This window comes from Chryseotalea sanaruensis, from assembly GCF_003990915.1.
In the GTDB taxonomy this organism is placed as follows: domain Bacteria; phylum Bacteroidota; class Bacteroidia; order Cytophagales; family Cyclobacteriaceae; genus Chryseotalea; species Chryseotalea sanaruensis.
Window position 1 is genome coordinate 265,759 of the sequence record NZ_BHXQ01000001.1, and the last position, 24,383, is coordinate 290,141.

Here is a 24,383-nt window from a genome sequence, read left to right on the forward strand (position 1 = left end):
TCAATGCGCCTTCTATTCACCTCGATCTTATTACTGACAAGTGTTGCGCTAAGTGCCCAAGACTCATTACAAATTAAACATAGGCCTGACCATGCAATCAAATGGAGTCCCCTGCATCTATGGGGGTTTTATCCAAGTCTGCAATTTGCTTATGAAAAAAGTCTTGGTAAAAAATTGGCAGTACAAGCGGATGTTGGTTACGTGGTAAACTATGGAGGTGGTAGTAATACTGAGTACATGAATAAAAGAGGGGTTAAGCTCAAGGCAGAATTAAGATATTACTTTGAAAGCTTGAGTAGTCGGGATGGTTTTTATATGAGTATTGAACCCTATATAACAAGTATAAATTTTGACAGATCTGTAACGCTAACTGAATGCTTTGATCCGGATTGTCAAAATAGCTTTTTGAGAAACTATGCTTATAAGGTTGAGTATCGGGAAATGGGGATAAGTGGTAAGGGAGGCTATATGATTTATTTTGATCGTAGAATTTTCTTGGATGTATCCCTGGGTTGGTCGTGGCGATCAGTAGATTATGACCAACCTAGTACTGTTCCTGTATCAACAACTGGAGGGTTCAACTTCTTTGGACCTAATGAAGAAGATCGTATTGTGCTTTCACCCCTCTTTGGTGCCAGATTAGGCTACCGATTCAGGTAGATTTTGTTATTTGGCCTCTCTTTGCTTTCTTTGCATCACTTATCCAGAAAGACTGAGGGTTGGGCCCTATGACGTCTTAGCATCCTATTCTGATTCATTTCAGTATGTTGTGCTAAATCCCTTTTCAAGCTTTGCATTGAAAGAAGATAAGTAACCCACCTTAACAGGGCTCTCTGGATAATAGATTATATACTCAGAAGGTATGAGCCAAAAAATTCAAGACATTTTAAAAGAACGTATTTTGATACTGGACGGTGCCATGGGTACTATGATTCAGCGTCATAAGCTGGAAGAAGCTGATTTCAGAGGGGAGATCTTAAGGGATCATCCACATCCTTTAAAAGGTAATAATGACTTACTTAGCCTCACACAACCTGACATAATTAAAGACATCCATCGTCAGTATTTTGAAGCTGGGGCTGATATTGTCGAGACCAACACCTTTGGCAGCACAAGCGTAGCACAAGCCGATTATCACCTGGAGCATCTTGTTTATCAGATCAACTACGAGTCAGCTAAAATAGCCAAAGAAGTAGCAAATGAATTCACTCAAAAAGAGCCAAACAAACCACGCTTTGTTGCAGGGTCAATGGGGCCAACTACAAAGTTAGCTTCTATGTCTCCTGATGTAAACAACCCTGGCTATCGTGCCATAACTTTTGATCAGCTTGTAGTAGCATTTAAAGAACAAGCCAAGGCTTTAATAGATGGTGGTGTGGATATGCTTCTGTTAGAAACGGTAACAGATACACTCAATGTAAAAGCAGGGTTGTTTGCTATTCAGGAATTATTTGAAGAAACAGGTAAGGAAGTTCCTGTAATGGTTTCTGGAACCATTACTGATGCCAGTGGAAGAATCTTGTCCGGACAAACAGCTGAAGCTTTTCTGATTTCAGTTTCGCACGTCCCTTTACTCAGTGTCGGATTAAACTGTGCGCTAGGGGCATCTGCCTTAAGACCTTACCTAAAAGTACTTAGCGATAGGGCACCATTTTTTATCAGCGCACACCCTAATGCCGGCTTGCCTAATGAGTTTGGTCAATATGATCAAACTGCCGTACAAATGGGAAAAGAGGTAGAAGATTATTTAAAAGAAGGTTTAATCAATATACTAGGTGGTTGCTGTGGTTCAACACCTGAGCATATAAAGCGTATTGCAGATATTGCTAAGAACTATAAACCAAGAACAATCGATACTATTGAAGCCGCTACAACAGCATGAAGCATACATTAAAACTGAGTGGATTAGAAGCAGTAGAAGTAACACCTAATTCCAACTTCGTCAATATAGGTGAGCGCACCAACGTAACTGGTTCTGCCAAGTTTCTCAAGCTGATTAAGGAAGATAAGTTCGATGAAGCGCTCGAAGTAGCACTCGATCAGGTGCGTGGTGGAGCCCAGGTTATTGATGTGAACATGGATGAGGGTATGTTAGATTCCCAGTTAGCCATGGTTAAGTATTTAAACCTGATGGCCTCTGAGCCTGAGATTGCAGCCATACCGGTTATGGTCGACTCGTCCAAGTGGGAAGTGATCGAAGCCGGTCTGAAATGTTTACAAGGCAAGGGTATTGTAAACTCCATCAGTATGAAGGGTGGGGTGGAGGAATTTATTCGTCAGGCAAAGTTGGTAAAACGCTATGGCGCTGCAGCTGTGGTGATGGCTTTTGATGAACAAGGTCAGGCAGATACTTATCAGCGCAGAATCGACATTTGTAAACGTGCCTACGATATCCTTGTGAATGAAGTTAATTTTCCGCCACAGGATATTATTTTCGATCCCAATATTTTTCCAGTAGCTACGGGTATAGATGAGCATAGAAATTATGCTTTGGATTTCTTTAAAGCTACCAAGTGGATCAGAGAGAATCTTCCACATGCGCATGTAAGTGGTGGTGTTAGTAATGTTTCTTTTAGTTTTCGTGGTAATCAAAAGGTGCGGGAAGCCATGCACTCCGCTTTTTTATATCATGCTATACAACATGGTATGGACATGGGCATTGTTAACCCAACCATGCTGGAGGTATATGATGAAATACCAAAGGATTTGTTGGAACGGGTTGAAGATGTACTGCTCAACAGGAGGGAAGATTCTACGGAAAGGCTATTGGATTTTGCAGAATCGGTAAAAGGTTCTGCCAAGAAGAAGGAAGTAGATGATGAGTGGCGAAAGGGAACCGTAGAGGAAAGAATAACACATTCACTTGTAAAAGGTATTATTGATTTTATTGATCAGGATACCGAAGAAGCGCGCCAGAAGTACGACAAACCGCTGCATGTAATTGAAGGTCCGCTTATGTCGGGTATGAACGTAGTGGGTGATTTATTTGGGGCAGGTAAAATGTTTTTGCCACAAGTGGTAAAGAGTGCACGTGTAATGAAAAAATCAGTGGCCTACCTCACACCCTTTTTGGAAGAAGAGAAAAGACTTAGTGGTAATGTTGGTAAACCGGCAGCCCGTATTTTAATGGCTACGGTTAAAGGCGATGTACACGACATCGGAAAAAATATTGTTGGTGTAGTGCTTGCCTGTAACAACTATGATGTAGTTGACCTGGGGGTAATGGTGCCGCCTGAAAAAATTATTGAAGCAGCCAAACGCGAGAAAGTTGATGTAATAGGTCTTAGCGGATTAATAACCCCCTCCCTGGATGAGATGGTATATGTAGCCAAGGAAATGCAGCGCGAAAAAATGACTTTGCCATTGCTAATTGGTGGCGCCACAACTTCACGTATACATACTGCAGTAAAGATTGATCCGGTTTACGATGGTGCTGTTGTACACGTACTGGATGCTTCACGATCAGTGCCTGTAGCCAGTGAGTTAATCAGCACGGAAACGAGGGATGCCTTTAAATCCAAGATCAAACTGGAGTATGAAGTAATGCGGAAAGACCACGCAAGTCGTCAGCAGGCGAAAAATTATATTCCCTTAAATGAAGCCCGTGCTAATCGCGTTAAAATTGACTGGAAAGCAACACAGCTGACTAAGCCAGTTATACTTGGCAGACGAGAGTTTGTGAATTATCCGTTGGAGGAAATCAGAAAGTATATTGACTGGACTCCGTTTTTCCAGACCTGGATGCTGGCAGGTCGTTATCCAGGCATTTTAAAAGATGCCGTTGTTGGTGTTGAAGCGCAAAAGCTTTTTAACGATGCCAATACAATGTTAGATGAGATTGTGCGCGATAAAAGCCTGCAGGCAAGCGGGGTGGTAGCTTTTTATCCGGCTGCAAATAAGGGTGATGATGTTGAATTATATAAAACTGATTCGACTAAGGAGAATTTTGCTACTTTTCATTTTTTACGTCAACAAAATAAAAAGGCACAAAACCTGCCTAATTTCTGTTTGGCTGATTTTGTTTCACCAGAACAAGGAAATGATTACTTGGGTATATTCGCTGTAACTGCAGGCTTAGGTTTGGAAAAATTAACAGCTAAACACCAGGCTAATCAGGATGACTATTCTGATATTATGGCAAAAGCATTAGCAGATCGTTTGGCGGAAGCTTTTGCAGAATGCCTGCATGAAAAAGTACGCAAAGAGTTGTGGGGCTATGCCCAGGATGAGAAGCTAACAGATCAACAATTGATCGATGAAGAATATAACGGTATTCGTCCGGCACCGGGTTATCCGGCCTGCCCTGATCACACTGAAAAGAAATTGTTATTTGAATTATTAGAAGCAGAAAAGGTTGGTATACAATTAACTGAATCGTATGCAATGTTCCCCGGAGCTGCTGTAAGTGGTTTTTATTTTTCACATCCGGATTCGAAATACTTTGGTTTGGGTAAAATAGAAAAAGACCAGGTATTAGATTATGCTAAGCGCAAGGGAATGAGTGTGGAGGAAATAGAGCGATGGTTGGCGCCTAATTTAGCGTACGATATTTAAAGTGTTGAAGTGTTGAAGTGTTAGGGTGTTAAAGTGTTGAGGTGCTCAAGTGTGGAGGTTTAAAGTGCATAGGTTTGAAGATGATAAATTGTTAACGGATCAGGGTTATGGCTAAAATTGAAAGATTTGAAGACCTAAATTGCTGGAAAGATGCCAGAATACTCGTTCGTGAAATTTATTTTGTTTGTGAAGAAGGTAAACATGCCAAAGATTTCGATACCAAAAGTCAATTAAAGCGTGCGGCACTTTCGGTAATGAACAACATAGCAGAGGGTTTTGGAAGATTTAGTAGTAAAGACTTTATTCGCTTTCTTAATATTGCTCAGTCCTCGGCCTTGGAGGTAAGAAGTATTTTTTATGTAGCATTAGACATTGGTTACTTGACAACAGAAAAGGTAGCTGAGTTGCAAAAGCTAACAGACGATTCACGAAATCAGATATTAGGTTTAATACGTTATCTAAACACTAAAACAAAAAATGAATCACAAGGATAAATGCAAGCTTTGATACTCTATTACTTTAATACTTTAACACCTTAAAACTTTAGCACTTTACCTCCCATGAAAGTAATTGATCACATAAAGAACGCAAAAGATAAAACCTTATTCTCGTTAGAAGTATTACCGCCATTGAAAGGAGAGAATATCCGTACGTTGTTTGATCACATGGATCCTTTAATGGAATTCAAACCACCTTTTGTTGATGTTACCTACCATAGAGAAGAATTTGTCTATAAGAAACGTGAAAATGGTTTGTTAGAGAAGAAATCTACACGTAAAAGACCTGGTACTGTTGCCTTGTGTGCTGCTATTCAAAATCATTATAAGGTTGATACTGTTCCGCATATTATTTGTGGAGGCTTTACAAAAGATGAAACTGAGAATGCTTTGATTGATTTGCATTTTCTTGGTATAGAAAACGCTTTAGTACTACAAGGTGATGGTATAAAGAATGAGGGACGATTTGTAGCAGATCCTGATGGTCATCGCTATGCTTCTGAATTGTTACAACAAGTTGTTAACCTTAATCAGGGCAAATACTTAGATGAAGACTTGCTTAATTCTACACCAACCAATTTCTGTATCGGTGTAGCGGGTTATCCTGAGAAACATTTTGCTGCTCCCAATTTAAAAACAGATTTGAAGTATCTGAAGAATAAAGTTGATTTAGGAGCCGAGTTTATTGTAACACAAATGTTTTTCGATAACAGCAAATATTTTGAGTTCGTGAAGCAATGCCGTGAAATAGGTATTACAGTCCCCATTATTCCAGGTATTAAACCAATAACCACTAAAGCACAGACGAGTATCCTACCAACTATCTTCTACATAGATCTACCTGAAGAGCTATCAGATGCTGTTGATAAATGTAAAGACAATGCAGCTGTTAAACAAGTGGGTATTGAGTGGACAGTCAAACAAAGTAAGGAGTTAATGAAAGCGGGTGTACCTTCATTGCACTTCTATTCCATGGGTAAGTCAGATCCTATTTATAAAATTGCAAAGGAGTTGTTTTAAGAAGATTTGCTTGTTTCGCCCGAATGACTTACAGCGTTGAGTGACTTACTTACTTCATCCAGTATATCATTTAACTGGTCTGCATTGGCTTTAAGTAAGGGTAGAAATTCTTTGATGTGCTTCTCCTTATCTTCTTCCAGATGAATTAAATTAAGCAGTCCAAGAATACGTGCTAATGGACTTCTTACTTTGTGTGCGTTGATGTTAGCGTATTCTGTAAACAACTTTTCGTGTTCTAACACTTTTTTAGTTCTTTGTACAATAAGCTTTTCAAGGTTGTTGTTGATGCTCTCTATTTCTTCTTTTTGAAGCTTAACTTCTTCATTTTGTTTTCGCAAGGAGTCCTGCGATTTCTGATAACTTCTTTTAAAAATGTACAGGATAAACAATAACCCGAATCCGGTTACAAATGTATTCCAGTATAATGGGAAGTCTGAGTCAATAACAATAAGCGGTTGCACCCTTAACAATTGATACTGTACCCATAAATAGCTTCCCATACTGATAATAAAAAGCGATATGTAATGTTTCTTAGATTCAAAAAACATCATGGGTAGAACACAAATCAAAAATAAGAGATAATCGAAGCCGCCAGATTTTCCATGGATAATACTTGCCATGACTTGCAAGCCCGTGGTTAATAAAAAGAAGATATAACGGGCTGTCTTAAAATGTCCCTTTAGATGAAGAAATATAAGTGAGATGAATACGAAAAACTCAACAAGGCATATAAATAAAGGCCAGCGTGGTTCGATTGTACTGAGTGTTCCAGCAATGACAATCAGGTCGAGTAATGCTAAGATCAGAAGTATGTTAAAACCCTTATAGACGTTGTTCTCGTCTTCGTTTAAGCCCTCGAATCGTGAAAATCCAGACCAGTTTAACTTCATTCACACAAAGGTATATATTTCGTGTAAGGAAGCGATTCTAAAAAGATGGAATCAGTCGTTAAAACTTACTTTGTAAACTGTTTGGCAACTATTAAATCCTTGCTTCCTGCAGTGTATTGATAGAAACCACTTCCTGATTTTACGCCTTTATGCCCAGCCTGTACCATATTTACCAATAGGGGGCAGGGTGCATATTTTGGGTTACCAAAGCCATCATGTAGAACCCTTAGTATAGATAAGCAAACATCTAGTCCTATAAAATCGGCCAATTGTAAAGGCCCCATGGGGTGGGCCATACCCAATTTCATTACGGTATCAATCTCTTCAACACCTGCTACACCTTCGTAAAGCGAATAAATCGCTTCGTTAATCATAGGCATTAAAATGCGATTAGCAACAAACCCAGGGTAGTCATTCACTTCAACAGGTACTTTTTGAAGTTTCTTTGACATGTCCATGATGGTGTTGGTCACCTCATCTGTTGTATTATAACCTCTGATTACTTCAACCAACTTCATAACAGGAACAGGATTCATAAAATGCATACCTATTACCTTATCTGGTCGCTTGGTTACTGAGGCTATTTTAGTGATGGAAATTGAAGAAGTATTGGTACTGAGGATGGCGTCAGGCTTTGCATAGCTGTCCATTTCTTTAAAAATGTTAAGCTTTAATTCTACATTTTCGGTAGCAGCCTCAACAACTAAATCTGCATTAGCTACACCATCTTTCAGCTGCGTAAAAGTTTTTATGTTTTGCAGGGTTTGTTTTTTACCCTCCTCTGTCAGCGTTTGTTTAGCGACTTGTCTGTCAAGGTTCTTTTCAATAGTTGTAAGCGCTTTTTTAAGGGCATCTTCCGAAATATCAATTAAGGCAACAGAAAAACCATGCTGTGCAAAAACATGAGCAATGCCATTACCCATCGTACCTGATCCTATTACTGCAATATTCTTCATAAATTTGAGCTTACATCGTTTGCGAGCGCAAATATAAACGATAAGCCGTGTCAGAAAAATCAAGAATCAGAAACTTATCAACGCGTTACTTAGAATTTTACAGGTACGGTTTTGTTGTAATTCTTACAGCTTTTGTAGGTCTTATGTTGTATCAAACAATTGACGACTTTAGGAGTAAGGGAATTTTCTCATCGCTCTATTTCCCGGTGGTTTGGGGATTTATGATCTACACCTGGTTTAAAGCACATATCAAGGTATTTAAAGTTGAGTTTGATGATGACTACTTATATGTGTTAAAGAGAACAGGTGACGTCTTAATACCCCTCGAAAACATTAAAGACATTGAAATGAAAACGTTGGGTGGAATGTGGCGAGTAGAATTGTACTACGAAGATATTGTTGGGAATCATTTTTACTTTAAACCTTCATTGCTTTATCCGCTCAATTATAAGACCAAAGACAAATTGGTCAATTTACTCTGGGAGAAAATTGAATCAGCTAAGCGCAACCGACCACGTATTCAGTCTAATGCTTTACACAGCTAAGCGTTTCCACGCAAATGTGGTAAGATCTTTTCGCCTGCTTTTGCAGTTACGGCCAACTTCATTATATCAGTAGGTGTTTCGCAAAAGATAGCACGCTTATTATAAATAGCGATAGGCGCCTTTAATAATTGAGGATTTCTGGCCAACACCTCTAGCCATCCTTCCATGGTATAAGAGTTTTCACCAACTTTTGATGCATAGTCAGGATGCGATTTATCCAGGAGCTCAGCAGGACTAATACCAAGCATGGTGACGACCTCTTTCCAGTAGGTAGGAATTAGTTTTTCATGTAGCGCATCGATTTCATTGATGTTGCTACAAATGTCCTTAGCCATGGCTTTTGTTTGCTTGCCACTGTTGCTTTGCGGATTGTAGAGGAGAAAAAGCTCATTTGGATGGAATTGCATATACTTCTCTGGTTTAACTATTCGGAAGTTAACCAAAAAATGCCTGCAATACAATGATTAAAAATGCGCTTATTTGATGTAGATCTCCTTGGAATAACCCAGTGCATTAAATCTGATTTCAAGTTGAACTGATATAGAATCAGCGTTTTCGCAAGCAGGGGCGGGTGTTATGTAGTAATAATAGAACTTCTGATTGCGTTCATACAGTTCATTATTGTCGGGTCTGCCTAATAAAGTAATTATCTGCGTTTCTTTTAATGCGAGCAATTTCTCCTGTTGTCCTTCTAATGATGCGAGCATTTCTTTACGCTTGCCAGTGCAGGCATTGCGATCAATTTTCCAAAGTTCTGTATCAATGTTTTCTAACTGGGGAGTTGACTTACTGCAGGCCATCAACAAAAGCAAACTAAGCAGTACGTAGAACTTTTTCATTTTTAAAAATTGTTTTAAACCAAAGCACTGATATAATCATATAGGCTGCCGCGATAAGATAAAGCCAATATGGAGCGGTTGATTGATAGGTGAGCACAATGAGTAGCAAAGGGTAAGAGATGATACGGAACCATTCAACATAATATGCCCATGGTTTTTTCTCAAATAATACACCGCAATTTACTACGGTAATGGTAATCAAGGTTGAGATAAAGATTTTCTCAGGCATGCTAAATGTAGTCTGCTGAAACAGGAATAGTGCTGTTCCACCCAAGCATAAAACATATTGAAATAAAACATACACATTTAAAACCATAGGGGCTGGTGTGTCATATTTCTTATACGTTTTTTCATCAACTTCAGGTACAGCACGTTGTCCGCCTAAGTAACTTGGCAGCCAACCTGGTTTGCTAAAAATGTATCGTATCTTGTCAGACCACTTCGGAATCATTTTAAGGTCACGACTCATGTCTACATAATGACTGAAATTAGCAAACACGGGATTCCAGCTATTAATAGGTTTGGTAATACCATAGGTAGGATGCTCTTCTTCTTCCTGAAAAGTGCCAAACATTCTATCCCAGATAATTAACGAACCTGCATGGTTCTTATCAATGTACTTCGGATTTCTACCATGGTGTACCCGGTGATGTGAAGGTGTATTAAAGATGAATTCTATCCATCTAGGCAACTTCTTAATGGCTTCAGTGTGAATCCAGAATTGATACAGCGTGTTTAAAGCTGAGATAAGCACAAAGTCAGTTGTATTGAAACCTATAAAAGCAATGGGTAAACTAAAAGCAAAAGTCCAGACAACCTGCAAAGAACTTTGACGCAACGCCACAGATAAATTATAGTCTTCACTTTGGTGATGTACCACATGACCACCCCAGAACAAATTCACTTCATGACTCATCCGATGCGCCCAATAGTAGGCGAGGTCAACCAGCAAGACAAGTGCTAACCAATATATCCAGGTGCGTTCTAGTGTAAAAAAAGCAAAGTTTTCAAAAAGGATTTGGTAAACACCAACAGCTAATATTTTTAGAAAAAGCCCCGATAGTTGCGAAGTGATACCGCAACTTAAATTGGCAATGGCATCCGGCAGTCTATAAAAGTCTTTATTGGTGATTCTTTCTACCACCAACTCTATGCCTATCAGTACAAAAAAGATAGGAATGGACAGTACTATTGGGTTGATATCCATGACTTAAAAACCATTTTCTAATTGAGTTGTTAAAATACAGTATTTATTTTCATTTTTGCGCCTCAATAACCCGCACATGGCAGTAAAAATATTTCGTTCTGTTTGGTTCTTATCAGTTCTGGTTGTGCTTTTCGTCCTATTATACCAATATGCAGCCTGGCCTGAAACTGTGGTTATCGGTCAGGGGGAAGTAAATTTTATCAGCCTTTCGAGAGATAACTTTTTCTATGTCACTATGGCCTTGTTGGCTTTTGTAAATGTAACGGTATACATCGTTAGAAATTTTGCCAAGAAATCGGATGAATTTCAGGCCTGGTTTTACGGCTTTATTGCTGTAATTAACTTCTTTTTAGTCATTGCGCTGAGCTTTATCAGCCTTTTTAACAGTAACGAGGACTTCCGTTTTGGACAAATCGGCTTCATAATTTACGGATCTTTAATTTTAGTCTTTTCGTGGATTGTGGGTGGGCTTTTGTATTGGTTTGTCCGTAAGCGCTTACAAGCTGCTTAGCTGAAAACTCCTATTAATCAGTTGTTTACCTAAAATTTACCCCGCTGTTAGTTCAGAATTTTAGACTGTTTATTGTTATCATAATAAAGGTTCAGGTCTTTATTCATGGTTAATTATTGACACTAATTGACAAAGACTTTTTTTTCAATACTTTCTCAGTGCGATAAATACTATAAATTCGCGCTTTGCTAGCAGTAGCATATTTTTTTAACCTTATTCTTTTCTATGGCTAAAACTCCGGATGTATTTGAATACAACGAGTCGAGCATAAAATCGCTTGACTGGCGTGAACACATTCGCCTAAGACCCGGTATGTATATCGGTAAATTGGGCGATGGTTCTGCCAAAGACGATGGTATTTATGTGTTGGTAAAAGAGGTTGTCGACAACTGTATCGATGAACACATGATGGGATACGGTAAAAACATCGATATAACCATTACAGACTCTAAAGTAACTGTTAGAGATTATGGACGAGGCATACCGCTGGGTAAAGTAGTGGATGTAGTTTCCAAAATTAATACTGGTGCAAAGTACGATTCAGGTGCTTTTCAGAAATCTGTTGGTTTAAATGGTGTGGGTACAAAAGCTGTTAATGCTTTATCCAACTACTTTAAGGTACAGGCTTTTCGCGATGGACAAACCAAGCTGGCAGAATTTAAGAAAGGTGTATTAACAGCCGATCCAAAACCAGGTAAGTCTGATGAAAAGAACGGAACATTGGTGGTTTTCGAACCTGACAATGCTATGTTTAAAAACTATCACTTTATTCCTGAGTACCTGGATGATTTGATGTGGAACTACGCTTTCCTAAATGCAGGTTTGGTTATCAACTACAACGGCAATAAGTTCTTTTCGAAGGAAGGCTTGCTTGATTTATTAAGACAAAAGACAGAACCTGAAGAATTACGTTACCCCATCATTCATTTTAAAGGTAACGACATTGAAGTGGCCTTGACCCATGGTAACCAATATGGTGAAGAATACTATTCATTTGTTAACGGTCAAAATACAACACAGGGTGGTACACACTTAGCAGCATTCCGCGAAGGTGTAGTAAAAGCTGTTCGTGATTATTATAAGAAAGATTTTGATGCGGCAGATATTCGTGCCTCTATCATTGGCGCTATTGCGATACGAGTACAGGAACCCGTTTTTGAATCACAGACAAAAACTAAGTTAGGTTCAATCAGTACTTCACCTGAGGGTGGCGTTACGATTAAGAATTTTGTAGGGGAATTTGTTTCCAAAGAACTGGAAATCTACCTGCATAAAAACCCGATAATTGCAGAAGCGCTACTCAAGCGTATCATGCAATCAGAACGTGAGCGTAAAGAAATTGCAGGTATTAAGAAGTTGGCGAACGAAAGAGCGAAAAAAGCCAATTTGCACAACAGAAAGTTAAGAGACTGCCGTTTCCATTTGGATGAAAAGCACGAGAAAGGACAAGACTCGATGATTTTCATTACTGAGGGTGACTCAGCCAGTGGTTCTATTACCAAGTCACGCAATGTAGAAATCCAGGCTGTATTTAGTTTGCGTGGTAAGCCATTGAATTGCTACGGGCTCACTAAAAAAGTAGTATATGAGAATGAAGAATTCAATCTCTTACAACATGCTTTGAATATAGAAGATGGCATGGATGGTTTACGTTACGACAAAGTGATTATTGCTACCGATGCCGATGTGGATGGTATGCACATTCGCTTGTTGCTGATGACTTTCTTCCTTCAGTTCTTCCCTGATTTAGTAAAGGCTGGTCACGTTTTCATTCTTGAAACACCACTTTTCCGGGTACGAAATAAAAAAGAAACCATTTACTGTTACAGTGAAGAAGAAAAGCAAGCAGCCGTGAAGAAACTGGGTAGTAAGCCTGAGATCACACGCTTCAAGGGTTTGGGAGAAATTTCACCTGATGAGTTTGGTAAATTCATTGGTGAGAATATACGATTACAACCCGTTCTACTTCATAAAGACAGTCACTTACAGAAAGTACTTGAGTTTTACATGGGTAAGAATACACCTAACCGCCAGGAATTCATTATTGGAAACCTGCGCATAGAGCTCGATAAAGTAGAAAATACCAAAGAAGAGGAAATTGTAGAAGAATCTTAGTTGTTGGTTGTTAGTTGTTAGTCACTAAACTAATAACAGACAACGATCAACTCACAACGATCTGTTATGAGCAAGAAAAAGGAAATTAAGAATATCACACCAGTTGTTAACTCCGCAGCGGACCAAGCTGATGGTATTAATCTTTCTATTGGGGTGGACGGTCTGTATCAAAACTGGTTTTTGGATTATGCCTCGTACGTAATTCTTGAACGTGCTGTGCCCCGCATTGAAGATGGCCTTAAGCCAGTGCAGCGAAGAATTATGCACTCGCTTAAAGAGATGGATGACGGACGCTTTAATAAAGTGGCGAACGTTATTGGTAACACCATGCAATATCACCCACATGGTGATGCCGCAATAGGAGAGGCCATTGTTAATATTGGTCAGAAAGATATACTGATAGAAACCCAGGGTAACTGGGGAGATGTGCGAACCGGTGATGGCGCAGCGGCACCACGTTATATTGAAGCCAGACTTTCAAAATTTGCTTTGGACGTAGTTTACAACGCACAGACTACTGCATGGCAATTGTCTTACGATGGTCGTAAAAGAGAGCCTGTAACCCTTCCGGTTAAGTTTCCGCTTTTATTGGCACAAGGTGTTGAAGGTATTGCCGTAGGTCTTTCAACTAAAATTCTTCCGCACAATTTTGTAGAGTTGATCAAGGCCTCTATTGATATTTTAAAAGAGAAGAAACCCAAAATTTACCCTGATTTTCCAACGGGTGGTATTGCCGATTTTTCGGAATATAATCAAGGCTTGCGCGGAGGTAAAATTAAGGTTCGTGCCAAGATTGAAATCCTGGATAAGAAAACGCTGGTGATCAAAGAAATTCCTTTCGCTACGACCACAACCTCCATCATGGAGTCAATTGTCAAGGCAAGTGAAAAAGGTCAGATTAAGGTTAAACAAGTAGTTGATAATACAGCACAAGATGTAGAGATACAAATTCACTTACAGGCGGGTCAATCACCTGAGGTGTCTATTGATGCCTTATATGCTTTCACCGATTGCGAGATTTCAATTTCACCTAATGCTTGTGTGATCATTGAGGATAAGCCGACTTTCTTGCCGGTTAATGAAATCCTCAAGTATAATACGCATCAAACTGTTCAATTGCTGAAACAGGAATTGCAGATCAGACGTGATGAGTTGATGGAGAAAATCCTCTTCTCTTCATTGGAGAAAATTTTCATTGAAAAACGCATCTATCGCAACATTGAAGAGTGCGAAACTTTTGAAGAAGTAATCACAACAATTGATAAAGGTTTAAAACCTTACAAAAAACAATTCTATCGCGAAATTACCAGAGACGATATCCTTCGTTTAACAGAGATTAAGATTAAGCGTATTTCTAAATTCGACTCCTTCAAGGCAGATGATTTATTAAAGGATCTGGAAAAGGAGTTGAAGCAAACACTGAATCATTTAAAGCATTTAACGGATTATGCCATTGCCTACTACCAAAACTTATTAGATAAGTATGGTAAAGGCCGTGAACGCAAAACCGAGATAAAGAGCTTCCAGTCAGTAACAGCAGTTGAAGTAATTGCCAATAACCAGAAGTTGTATGTAAATAGAGATGACGGATTTATCGGCTGGGGCTTAAAGAAAGACGAATATATATGCGATTGCTCTGAGTTGGACGACATTATAGTCGTGCGTAAAGATGGTAAAGCAAAAGTTTCCCGAATCCAGGAAAAAGTCTTCATGGGTAAAGACATCCTCTATGTAGGTATTTGGAAAAAGGGAGACGACAGGATGGTTTACAACGTAATCTATACTGATGGTAAAACAGGAGTAAGTTTCGCGAAACGTTTTTCCATACCAGGTGTAACACGCGATAAGGAGTATCCTATTGCAACAGATGAGAAAAACTCTAAGATTCACTATGTAAGTGGTAATCCAAATGGTGAAGCTGAAACAGTTGAAGTGAAGTTATCTCAGGCGAGCACAGCACGTAAAAAAATATTTGAATATGATTTTTCAGATTTGGAAGTGAAGGGGCGTGCTGTTAAAGGTAATACCATCACCAAGTATCCGATCAGAAGAGTTGACTTCTTAAAAGCTGGCGGATCTACGTTGAGTAAACTAAACCTGTGGTACGATGAAGCATCAGGTCGTATCAATAAAGATGAGCGTGGTAAGTATATAGGTAAGTTTGATGGTGATGATCAAATCATTGCCTTCATGCGCAATGGTTCTTACAAGATTACTAACTACGATCTGACCAACCGATACGAACCGGAGAAGACATTGCACCTGGAGAAATTCAATCCTAAGAAAGTTATCTCAGCAGTTTATGTAGATGGTGAGAGCAAGCAATACATGGCGAAACGATTTGTGATTGAAACCAGCACTGCAGATAAAGAGTTTGGATTTATCTCTGAAGGCATTGGCTCTCGCCTGGTATTGATTTCTACTTCTGAAACACCAGAAATTGAAGTAGAAGAGATTAAAAATAAGGATAAAGGGAAGGTGAGCCATGTGGTGAATCTGGAAGATATCGTTGACGTTAAGGGCTGGAAAGCAATTGGCAACAAGTTATCGCAGTACAAAGTAACTAAGGTTTCTCTGTTAGAAGAACCCGAGGAAGTTGCTCCGCAAGAGGATGATGAGACTACTGAAGAAGATCAGTCGTCAAAAAAAAAACAGAACCTGAAGCAAGCACCATCATCGAAGAAGACGGGCAAGTCAGCCTCTTCGGTGGCGCGCCCAAGCAAGAAAGTGGCGAAGGCCGCGAGCAAGCGCCAAGCCACCAGCAAAAAGGTGAGCCCATCAAAAAAATCAAAGTCGAGCAAAAAGACCTATTCGGTGAAAGCAACAAAAGCAAAACCAAAGAAAGTCCAGAAGAAGAGTTCGAAGAAAATCGTGAAAGCCAAAGTGAAAACAAAGGCCAAACCGAAACCGAAGAAACGCTAGACAATCGCACTTCTCAGTCTGATGAGAAGGACGATAATGACGATAAAGCATTTGGTGTAGGGGAGTCTACAGAGTGGAAGTTTTAAAATCCTACTATAAAAGACAAGCAAGTTACTTGCTTGTCTTTTGCTTTACATGCATATTTAGTATCCTAAACTGAATAGCATGAACCCATACCAGGCAGAGTTTTTTGGCACACTATTACTGATTTTATTAGGTGATGGTGTAGTGGCCGCTGTTATTCTTAAACACACAAAGTCTGAAAATGCAGGATGGCTTACCATTGTTATTGGTTGGGGCTTAGCTGTTACTTTAGCTATTTATGCTGTTGGTCCGCATAGTGGTGCACATCTTAATCCAGCAGTGAGTATTGCTTTAGCTTTTCAGGGAAGTTTCCCGTGGCAAGAAGTGCCTGCCTATTGCCTAGCTCAATTACTGGGAGCCTTTAGCGGTGCTGTGTTGGTTTGGCTTTTTTACTTTCCATTCTGGCAAAAAACCAATAGTGCTGAAGTTAAACTGGCTGTGTTTTGTACCGCGCCTGCTATTCGTTCCCCACTTAGCAATTTGTTTAATGAAGTATTAGCCACAGCGGTTTTGGTATTGGCATTATTGTTTATAGGCGCTAATGCTTTTACAGAAGGACTCAATCCACTGGTTGTGGGTTTATTAATTATTTCAATTGGCTTAAGCCTTGGAGGAACTACAGGCTTTGCCATTAACCCCGCACGCGACCTTGGGCCACGCATAGCTCATTTCATTCTACCCATTTATGGAAAAGGCTCATCCGATTGGTCGTATGCCTGGATACCGGTTGTAGGGCCTATAATTGGAGGTCTATTGGGTGCAGGTGTCTATCAAATGCTTTTCTAAACCTTATCTGTGATGATTGTTGATGAATATCTATTAACTTATCATCATAATGTCATTCTCCCTACATCAACGTAATTCAATATTAAAGCAGGCACAAAGTGAAAATTTTGACTTGTTAATTATTGGTGGTGGCATAACAGGTGTTGGAATAGCTTTAGACGCGGCTTCACGCGGTTTAAAAACGGTGCTGGTAGAGAAAAATGACTTTGCTTACGGTACCAGCAGTCGCTCTACCAAACTGATTCATGGAGGTTTGCGGTATTTGAAACAATTTGAATTCGCGCTGGTAAAAGAAGTAGGGAGTGAACGCGCAGTTGTTCACAGACTTGCTCCACATCTTGTGCTGCCTGAAAAAATGTTGCTTCCCTTGCGCGAAGGCAGAGGCTTTGGCAGTTTGTTAACTTCTTTTGGCTTATGGTTATACGATTGGCTGGCAGGTGTGAAACAAGCAGACAGAAGAAGAATGCTGACACGTAAACAAACGCTAAGGGCAGAGCCATTGTTGAAAAAAGACGGTGTAAAAGGAGGGGGCTTATATGCAGAATACAGAACTGATGATGCACGACTCACGATTGAAATAGCCAAAACTGCCCATCAGCATGGTGCTATATTGTTAACATATGCACAGGTTGAAAATTTTATCTATACAGATGGTAGGGTTGAGGGTGTTCAGGTTAATGATTTGCATACCAACGCTACGCTAAGTATTAAGGCCAAGGTAGTTGTAAATGCTACGGGCCCCTGGGTAGATACATTACGGACGCTCGATGGATCAAAACAGGGTAAGACGTTGCACCTCACAAAAGGAGTTCACATTGTTGTAGCCTATCAACGCTTTCCGATAAAGCAGGCTGTATACTTTGATGTTGCTGATGGAAGAATGATTTTTGCCATCCCTCGTGGCAGAACAACTTATATTGGTACAACAGATACAGACTATAATGCAGACATAGATGCTGTTGGCGTTACCAAAGCAGATGTGGATTATTTGCTGAATGCGGTAAATGAAAGTTTCCCCAATGTAATGTTGAGCGAGCGCGATGTGGAATCAAGTTGGGCAGGGTTAAGGCCGCTTATTCATGAAGAAGGTAAATCTGCTTCAGAATTATCTCGGAAAGATGAAATATTTGAGGCAGCTTCTGGATTATTATCCATAGCGGGAGGAAAGCTTACGGGTTATCGTAAAATGGCTGAACGTGTTGTTGATCTATTGCAGAAGAAATATTTTGCTGATCGTAAATTAAAGCCTTGTCAAACAGAGCAACTTAAACTGACAGGAGCAGATTTCAAAAGCATGAGAAAGTTGAGATTGTATCTGAGAACAATGCGCAAAGATTTTCAACAAATTAATTTATCGCCTTATTATGCTGACTACTGTGTGCACCTTTATGGGAAACAAAGTGATGAGATTTTAAAAAATACCAAACACATAATTAATCAGGGTAAAAACAGTGAACAAAGTTTATTACAGGCAGAACTCGATTTTACGATACAACATGAACTGGTAATCAGTGCCAGCGATTTTTTTGTAAGAAGAACAGGTATGTTATTTTTTGATATGGACAGGGTACTTCAATACAAAGACTGGGTACTTACTTATTTGAAAGATCAATTTAACTGGAATACCGAAGAATTTGAGCAAGAGACAGCATCCCTCAATAAACTGATCGCAGACGCAAACCACTTTCACTAGACTATGGCCGCAAAATATATTATCGCCCTTGATCAGGGTACAACAAGTTCACGTGCAGTTTTATTTGATGAGCAGGGAGAAATAAAAGGAATTGCGCAGAAAGAATTTGCACAAATATTTCCCCAATCAGGTTGGGTTGAACATGACCCTCAGGAGATACTTAAAACACAACTGAGCGTACTGAGTCAATTGATCAATGAGCAGGGTATTTCAGAGAAAGAAATTGTAGCCCTTGGTATTACCAATCAACGCGAGACAGCTGTTGTGTGGGATCGGAATACAGGTATACCTGTCTATAATGCTATAGTATGGCAAGACAAGCGTACAGCTTATATATGTGAAGAGTTAAAGCAACAGGGGCTTGAAGATTATGTTCGCCAGAACACCGGACTTGTAATTGACTCTTATTTTTCAGCTACTAAAGTAAGGTGGATTTTAGATCATGTAGCTGGTGCGAAGGAGAAGGCGAGTAGGGGTGAGTTGATATTTGGTACCATTGATACCTGGTTACTTTGGAATATGACAGCTGGTAAGGTACATGCAACAGATATTACCAATGCTTCGCGAACAATGCTCTATAATATTAAAACCCTGCAATGGGATGAGAAGCTTTTGAAGGCTTTAGATATCCCCAGCACAATGTTACCTGAGGTAAAACCCTCTGCCCATACATATGGTAGTACCAACGTGAATGGCGTAAGTATTAATATTTGTGGGATAGCGGGAGATCAGCAGGCAGCACTATTTGGTCAGGCTTGTTTTGAGCCTGGCATGGCCAAAAACACCTATGGAACCGGTTGCTTTATGCTGATGAATACAGGATCAACTTTGCAGCTTTCCAAACACGGTTTACTTACCACTATTGCCTGGTCCTTGGATGGAGAAGTTGAATATGCTTTAGAAGGAAGTGTATTTATTGCCGGTGCTGCAGTGCAGTGGCTACGTGATGGTTTACACTTAATCGATCAATCAAAAGATTCCGAATACTTTGCCTCAAAAGCATTAGGGCCTAACGAAGTGTATGTGGTACCTGCTTTCGCTGGGCTTGGTGCGCCTTATTGGGATATGTATGCACGTGGAGCCATCTTTGGTCTTACCCGAGATACTGGTAAAGATCATATAGTAAAAGCCACACTTGAGTCACTGGCATACCAAACTAAAGATGTGCTTACTGCTATGGAAGAAGATTCTGGGATTCCTTTAAAGGCATTGCGCGTAGATGGAGGTGCTTCAGCCAATAATATGTTGATGCAATTTCAGGCCGATATATTGAATACCCCAGTGGAAAGACCAATCGTGATTGAATCTACTGCTACCGGAGCAGCTTATTTAGCTGGTATAGAAGCAGGACTGTGGAAGAAAAGTCAGATTACAAACAATAGAAAAATCGAAAGAAGCTTTACACCGGCAATGCCAGAGGAAGAGAGAGCTAAGCTATATAACGGTTGGAAAAAAGCCGTTCAGCGAACGATGAAGTGGATTGATTAACGCTACACAGCATGTATGCAATGCTGTGTAGCGTTGTATAAAATTATTCAACAGTTCTTACATTATCTTTTTTAAGCTCTTCCATTAAGCTATCATATTTACCTTTAAGTTCAGCATCCGCAGCAAGCGCTTTTTTTACTTTATTGAAAGTAGCCGCGCCTACATAGTCTTTAGCCAGACTTTGAAATGCAGCGTTTATCTCACTTGTACCTTTTGATTTGTAATCGGCTACACTTTTAACAAAAGCAATTTCTTCTGGTGTAGCTTTAGCCTCGGCTAATTTATTCTCGTCATTAACGATTTTAGATAAATCATTGTATCGTGCCGCATTTACAACGGTAGTATTCTTCACCATTAACGTAATGCTATCCATTAGTTCAAGAGTAAGCTCATTTACCGAATCCATAGCAGTTGCATATTTGCCTAATTCTTCATCGGTTACAGCAACATCAGTTTGTGCTTGCGTGTTAATTGTTAAAAGAAAAAACAAGCATGAAAATAGTAGTGAAGTCCTCATAATTTTAAGGTTTAGTTGAAAAAAACAATTCGCAGTTTAAGACTGCACGCATGCTGGCACAACAAAGCATTTATGAACGGTAGAAAACCTAGTATTTCAGGGATTTAGCGAACTTGTTAAGCTTTTAATTTTACTTAAACGGCTAGTGGTAGCTTGTTCATTTTCCCATGCTTCCCAGAATTTTCTTAGTATTCTAATATCTTCATCAATGCAGGGATAGATTTGTACTTTAGGTTTGGGGAAATAACCTGCAGCAAGTTGCACAGTGGTTAAGCCACCTGTCCATTCAAAATGGGCAGGGTCATACGGATTTCTCCATCGTCCACCCCATCTTAAACCAAGTTTCTCACCCTCAACTCCAACTTTTCTCCAAAGTACTTTATCCTCCCATTGTGCACTTCCATTTACGACAGGCACCAAATCGCATGCCAGACCATATTGATGTTTAGATTTTCCTCCAGCTGATCGGGTGTATTTTTTTCCCATACCAAAATATTCAGCCTGCTTAGCTCGGGTTCGGTAACTCTCCACTACTGACACTTCAATCCCTTTCTTTTTACAGTTTTCAATAAGCTGAATGACCTTATCACGAAAGTAGGGGTGCAAAGCCTGAAGATCCGTAATCATTTGCAGATCACCTCTGTTCTTACCAAAATTATAGTTCTCTGCTATTTGCCATTCCTGCCAGGCATGTAGGGTATCAAATGCCAATAGGTTAGCTACATTAACCCAATAGGTAGTGTCGAAGCGAAGTGATCTGTCTTCAAGAATATTGAGATAGGGGTGCTGTGCCACCCCGTAGGTGTTAAAAATGAAGAGGAAAAAGAGGCCTAGAAATGTTGATCTCAAAGCTTAAACTAGTATTCGACCTCAAAAATAACAAAATGATGTGAATTCATAGATATTTAATTATCAGTCTATTAAATGGCATTAATTTGTTTTTTACTTGAATTTTTTTGACTTAATTAAAGCCACCATTTCCTCTTGAAAACGAAAGTCTATAGCGCGCTATTGTCTGTTTTACTGTTGGTGGCTTTTGCTCTAACCGACTTTACTCATGCTTTTGCGCAAAGTATCTCTAAGGATAGTCTGAAGTCAGCCCTCGATACTAAACTCAGTGACAAACAAAGAGTTGATATTCTCAATGCCCTGGCGTATAAATACTATGATTTTAATGACAGCATTGCTCTAAAGTACGCAGAAGAAGCATTACAACTTTCGTTGAATATTGAGCACCCCTCAGGGCTTCAATATGCCTATACACTTTGTGGAGTAGGCTATTTTACTTTTGGTGAATACCAAAGAGCACTTGACGCTTTTAGTAAATCAGACAGTTTAAGCAAGAAAGGTCTAAGAGAATATACTCTCTACAACCTGATGTTGATGGGCAGGATATTGGCTGATATTGGTGAACTGTATGCAGCTGACAGTATATTTCAACGAGGCTTTGCAATGCTCGAAGAATCGAAAGGTGGTAGTTACGCAGCGGGTATCTATAAGGGCTATGCACATCTTAAGATGTACCAATGGCAAAATGAAGAAGCGCTTAGAAGCATTCAAAAAGCAGAGAAACTCAGAAGTAATGAATCAGAGGGTGAAAAAATCGATTTGTACTTAATTTATGCCAAGGTTTATGTCAATCTGGGAGACATTGAACAAGCAACTATTAATGTAAACAAGCTTTGTGAACTTATAAATAACCAGGAAGACCAATTTCACACAGGTATGTGTTACTACCTGAATGCGCTTATTCATTTTAAGCAAAATAAATTTCAATTGGCTTTAAGTGAAAGTTTTAAAGTACTCGAACTCACCAAAGTTTATGATTATCACCTTTTACGGGTGCAGGTTTATACACTGATTGGCGAGATTTATGGGCAGTTATCAGATTACAAGCTAGCCTCCGATTTTATTTACAAGGCACTAAGCATTACAGAGAAAGATGGTTTAAAACCAATGACTGCTGCCTTATATAATGACCTTGCCTGGATTTATAAAGATCAATCTAATTTCCAGTTAGCCCTTGAGTATACAGATAGAGCTCAGTTAATACACGAGGCTATGAGCGATCAACGTGGTGTAGCTTCATGTCACAATGTTCGGGGGTTAATCTTTCTTCTTCAAAATAAAATCAAAGAGTCAATTGAGGAACATAGCAAAGCGCTTGTTATACGTCAAAGAATAAATCACCCAACAGGTATCGCTGCCTCCTTGTATAATATGGGATTGTCTTACGAAACCCTAGGCATGCTGGACAAAGCCCTCGAATTACAATTAGAAGCGCTTGCTATTGACAAAACTATAGGCGATAAATTGAGTCTGGGAATTTCTTATAATGGGCTTGCAGCACTTTATTTAAAACTGGGCAAGTTGGCTGATGCTGAAAAAGCTTTAGCACAGGTTAATATACTTGCCAACGAAACAGGCTCAAGATTATTACTAAAGAACTTCTACACTAATTATGCAGATTATTCAGATGCGAAGGGTGATCATAAAACAGCTTCAATATTTAGAAAGAAACAGCAAGTCTTGAGTGACAGCTTATATTCAGAGAGTAACAGTATGAAACTTGCAGAAATGCAGGCTTTATACCAGGTGGAACGCAAAGAGCAGGAAATAGAACTGCTCTCCAAAGAAAGAGCTTTGCAAGTTAATGCATTGGCTTTGCAAGAAGCCCGGTTGCGTAATCAGACTTTTATTATTTCTGTGGGTGTCGTAGCAATTTTATTTGCAGCAGGTTTCATCTTCTTTATAGTTCGTACCAATAAAAAACTCATCAAGGCAAAAGTTGATTTAGCAGAGTTAAATGAAGAACTCATGGCGCAATCAGAAGAGTTACGCGAATCAAACGAATCATTGGTAGAACTTAATAACAAACTACTTGAGCAACGGGAAGAAATACAAGCTCAGTCAGAAGAGCTAAGGGAATCTAATGATGCTTTGCTCAAACTTAATGAGGCCCTCCATGAAAAACAGGAGGAGGTGCTTACCCAGGCAGAAGAATTGCGTGAGGCCAACGAAACAATATCAAACATAAATGTAACACTGGAGCAAAAAGTGGAAGAGCGCACACATCAGCTAAAGCAGGCATATGTGGAGCTGGATACTTTTTTCTATAGATCATCACATGATTTCAGAAGGCCTATTACCACCTTTATGGGCTTGGCAGAAGTAGCGGGCATTACAGTAAAGGACACAAAGGCAATTGAGTTATTTGATAAAGTCAGGGAAACTGCTGAGAGTCTGGATAAGATGATTCGAAAACTTCAATCGATAAGTGATGTGGGAGCACAAGAACTTGTCTTAAAGGAGGTGTTGTTGAAGGAAATGATTGACAATATTCTTATAGGATTTCAAGAGGAATTGGCAAGAAAAAACATCAAAGTACATAAACAGTTTAGCAATATCCGATCCTTTGATTCTTATCCGGCACTTATAAATGTGATTTTAGGTAACATTGTTGAAAATGCAATTCACTTTGCATCACCTGTTAATCCTTTTGTTAAGATATTAGTAGAGGATTATACCGACAAACTGGTAATCTCTATACAGGATAACGGGCAAGGGATACCTGAAGACTACCATGGCCGTATTTTTGATATGTATTTTAGGGCTAGTGTATCCTCTAAAGGAAATGGTCTGGGTTTATATATTGTAAAGAAGGCGGTAGAAAAATTGAATGCCAATATTAGTTTTATTACCCGCAATAATGATGGGACAACGTTCTCTGTAGAATTACCGATTTTGCATTAAGGCTTC

18 protein-coding genes, 1 pseudogene and 1 riboswitch are annotated in these 24,383 nt (G+C 39.4%); of the genes and pseudogenes, 12 read left to right on the top strand and 7 right to left on the bottom strand.

Annotation, left to right across the window (positions count from 1 at the left end):
• The first annotated feature begins 3 nt into the window (after nucleotides 1-3).
• The 4 genes and pseudogenes from SanaruYs_RS01060 (at nucleotide 4) to metF (ending at nucleotide 6,071) form a co-directional block, all read left to right on the top strand.
• Nucleotides 4-660, top strand: a complete 657-nt coding sequence (locus SanaruYs_RS01060) for a DUF3575 domain-containing protein (RefSeq protein ID WP_127120657.1) — start codon at nucleotides 4-6, stop codon at nucleotides 658-660.
• A 36-nt stretch (nucleotides 661-696) separates the two neighbouring features.
• Nucleotides 697-813, top strand: a riboswitch (SAM riboswitch).
• A gap of 49 nt (nucleotides 814-862) precedes the next feature.
• Nucleotides 863-4,554: pseudogene (metH, locus tag SanaruYs_RS01070) on the top strand (methionine synthase).
• Between the two features lie 107 nt (nucleotides 4,555-4,661).
• Entirely contained in the window at nucleotides 4,662-5,048 is a 387-nt protein-coding gene (locus SanaruYs_RS01075) for a four helix bundle protein (RefSeq protein WP_127120660.1), read from the top strand.
• Between the two features lie 66 nt (nucleotides 5,049-5,114).
• Nucleotides 5,115-6,071: a methylenetetrahydrofolate reductase [NAD(P)H] gene (gene metF, locus SanaruYs_RS01080; protein ID WP_127120661.1), complete on the top strand. Its 957-nt coding sequence runs from the start codon at nucleotides 5,115-5,117 to the stop codon at nucleotides 6,069-6,071.
• Here the strand turns inward: metF and SanaruYs_RS01085 are convergent.
• Entirely contained in the window at nucleotides 6,068-6,961 is an 894-nt protein-coding gene (locus SanaruYs_RS01085) for an ATP-binding protein (RefSeq protein ID WP_127120662.1), read from the bottom strand. The two genes, metF and SanaruYs_RS01085, sit on opposite strands and share 4 nt — an antisense overlap.
• Nucleotides 6,962-7,026: 65 nt before the next feature.
• Complete coding sequence (locus SanaruYs_RS01090) at nucleotides 7,027-7,917, bottom strand: 3-hydroxyacyl-CoA dehydrogenase family protein (RefSeq protein ID WP_127120663.1); 891 nt, start codon at nucleotides 7,915-7,917, stop codon at nucleotides 7,027-7,029.
• Nucleotides 7,918-7,964: 47 nt separating this feature from the next.
• Between SanaruYs_RS01090 and SanaruYs_RS01095 the strand changes: the two genes are divergently transcribed.
• Complete coding sequence (locus SanaruYs_RS01095) at nucleotides 7,965-8,462, top strand: hypothetical protein (protein WP_127120664.1); 498 nt, start codon at nucleotides 7,965-7,967, stop codon at nucleotides 8,460-8,462.
• On the opposite strand, the gene SanaruYs_RS01100 is transcribed toward SanaruYs_RS01095, so the two are convergent.
• From SanaruYs_RS01100 to SanaruYs_RS01110, 3 genes are all read right to left on the bottom strand, one after another.
• Entirely contained in the window at nucleotides 8,459-8,869 is a 411-nt protein-coding gene (locus SanaruYs_RS01100; RefSeq protein WP_127120665.1) for an arsenate reductase family protein, read from the bottom strand. The two genes, SanaruYs_RS01095 and SanaruYs_RS01100, sit on opposite strands and share 4 nt — an antisense overlap.
• 69 nt (nucleotides 8,870-8,938) lie before the next feature.
• A complete protein-coding gene (locus SanaruYs_RS01105) occupies nucleotides 8,939-9,301 on the bottom strand; it encodes a hypothetical protein (protein WP_127120666.1) in 363 nt (120 codons plus the stop codon).
• On the bottom strand, nucleotides 9,276-10,508 hold the full coding sequence (locus SanaruYs_RS01110) for a sterol desaturase family protein (protein ID WP_127120667.1): 1,233 nt from the start codon (nucleotides 10,506-10,508) through the stop codon (nucleotides 9,276-9,278). The genes SanaruYs_RS01105 and SanaruYs_RS01110 overlap by 26 nt, the downstream gene beginning before the upstream one ends.
• A 76-nt stretch (nucleotides 10,509-10,584) precedes the next feature.
• Between SanaruYs_RS01110 and SanaruYs_RS01115 the strand changes: the two genes are divergently transcribed.
• The 6 genes from SanaruYs_RS01115 to glpK all read left to right on the top strand — a co-directional run bounded on the left by SanaruYs_RS01115 (nucleotide 10,585) and on the right by glpK (nucleotide 20,107).
• The gene (locus SanaruYs_RS01115; RefSeq protein ID WP_127120668.1) at nucleotides 10,585-11,019 is read left to right on the top strand and encodes a hypothetical protein; all 435 of its coding nucleotides are present in this window, start codon (nucleotides 10,585-10,587) and stop codon (nucleotides 11,017-11,019) included.
• A 225-nt stretch (nucleotides 11,020-11,244) separates the two neighbouring features.
• Nucleotides 11,245-13,134, top strand: a complete 1,890-nt coding sequence (locus SanaruYs_RS01120; RefSeq protein WP_127120669.1) for a DNA topoisomerase IV subunit B — start codon at nucleotides 11,245-11,247, stop codon at nucleotides 13,132-13,134.
• Between the two features lie 66 nt (nucleotides 13,135-13,200).
• Complete coding sequence (locus SanaruYs_RS01125; protein ID WP_127120670.1) at nucleotides 13,201-16,056, top strand: DNA gyrase/topoisomerase IV subunit A; 2,856 nt, start codon at nucleotides 13,201-13,203, stop codon at nucleotides 16,054-16,056.
• A 165-nt stretch (nucleotides 16,057-16,221) separates the two neighbouring features.
• Nucleotides 16,222-16,926, top strand: coding sequence for an MIP/aquaporin family protein (locus SanaruYs_RS01130; RefSeq protein ID WP_127120671.1), 705 nt, complete (start codon nucleotides 16,222-16,224; stop codon nucleotides 16,924-16,926).
• Between the two features lie 49 nt (nucleotides 16,927-16,975).
• The gene (gene glpD, locus SanaruYs_RS01135; RefSeq protein WP_127120672.1) at nucleotides 16,976-18,619 is read left to right on the top strand and encodes a glycerol-3-phosphate dehydrogenase; all 1,644 of its coding nucleotides are present in this window, start codon (nucleotides 16,976-16,978) and stop codon (nucleotides 18,617-18,619) included.
• A 3-nt stretch (nucleotides 18,620-18,622) separates the two neighbouring features.
• Nucleotides 18,623-20,107, top strand: a complete 1,485-nt coding sequence (glpK, locus tag SanaruYs_RS01140) for a glycerol kinase GlpK (RefSeq protein ID WP_127120673.1) — start codon at nucleotides 18,623-18,625, stop codon at nucleotides 20,105-20,107.
• A 43-nt stretch (nucleotides 20,108-20,150) separates the two neighbouring features.
• Here glpK and SanaruYs_RS01145 read toward each other — a convergent pair whose 3' ends face one another.
• A complete protein-coding gene (locus tag SanaruYs_RS01145) occupies nucleotides 20,151-20,624 on the bottom strand; it encodes a hypothetical protein (protein ID WP_127120674.1) in 474 nt (157 codons plus the stop codon).
• A gap of 96 nt (nucleotides 20,625-20,720) precedes the next feature.
• Nucleotides 20,721-21,473 (bottom strand): M15 family metallopeptidase, encoded by a 753-nt coding sequence (locus SanaruYs_RS01150; protein ID WP_127120675.1) that lies wholly within the window; start codon nucleotides 21,471-21,473, stop codon nucleotides 20,721-20,723.
• A 135-nt stretch (nucleotides 21,474-21,608) separates the two neighbouring features.
• Here SanaruYs_RS01150 and SanaruYs_RS01155 point away from each other — a divergent pair, with 135 nt between their 5' ends.
• On the top strand, nucleotides 21,609-24,377 hold the full coding sequence (locus SanaruYs_RS01155; protein WP_127120676.1) for a tetratricopeptide repeat protein: 2,769 nt from the start codon (nucleotides 21,609-21,611) through the stop codon (nucleotides 24,375-24,377).
• The last annotated feature ends 6 nt before the right edge of the window (nucleotides 24,378-24,383 follow it).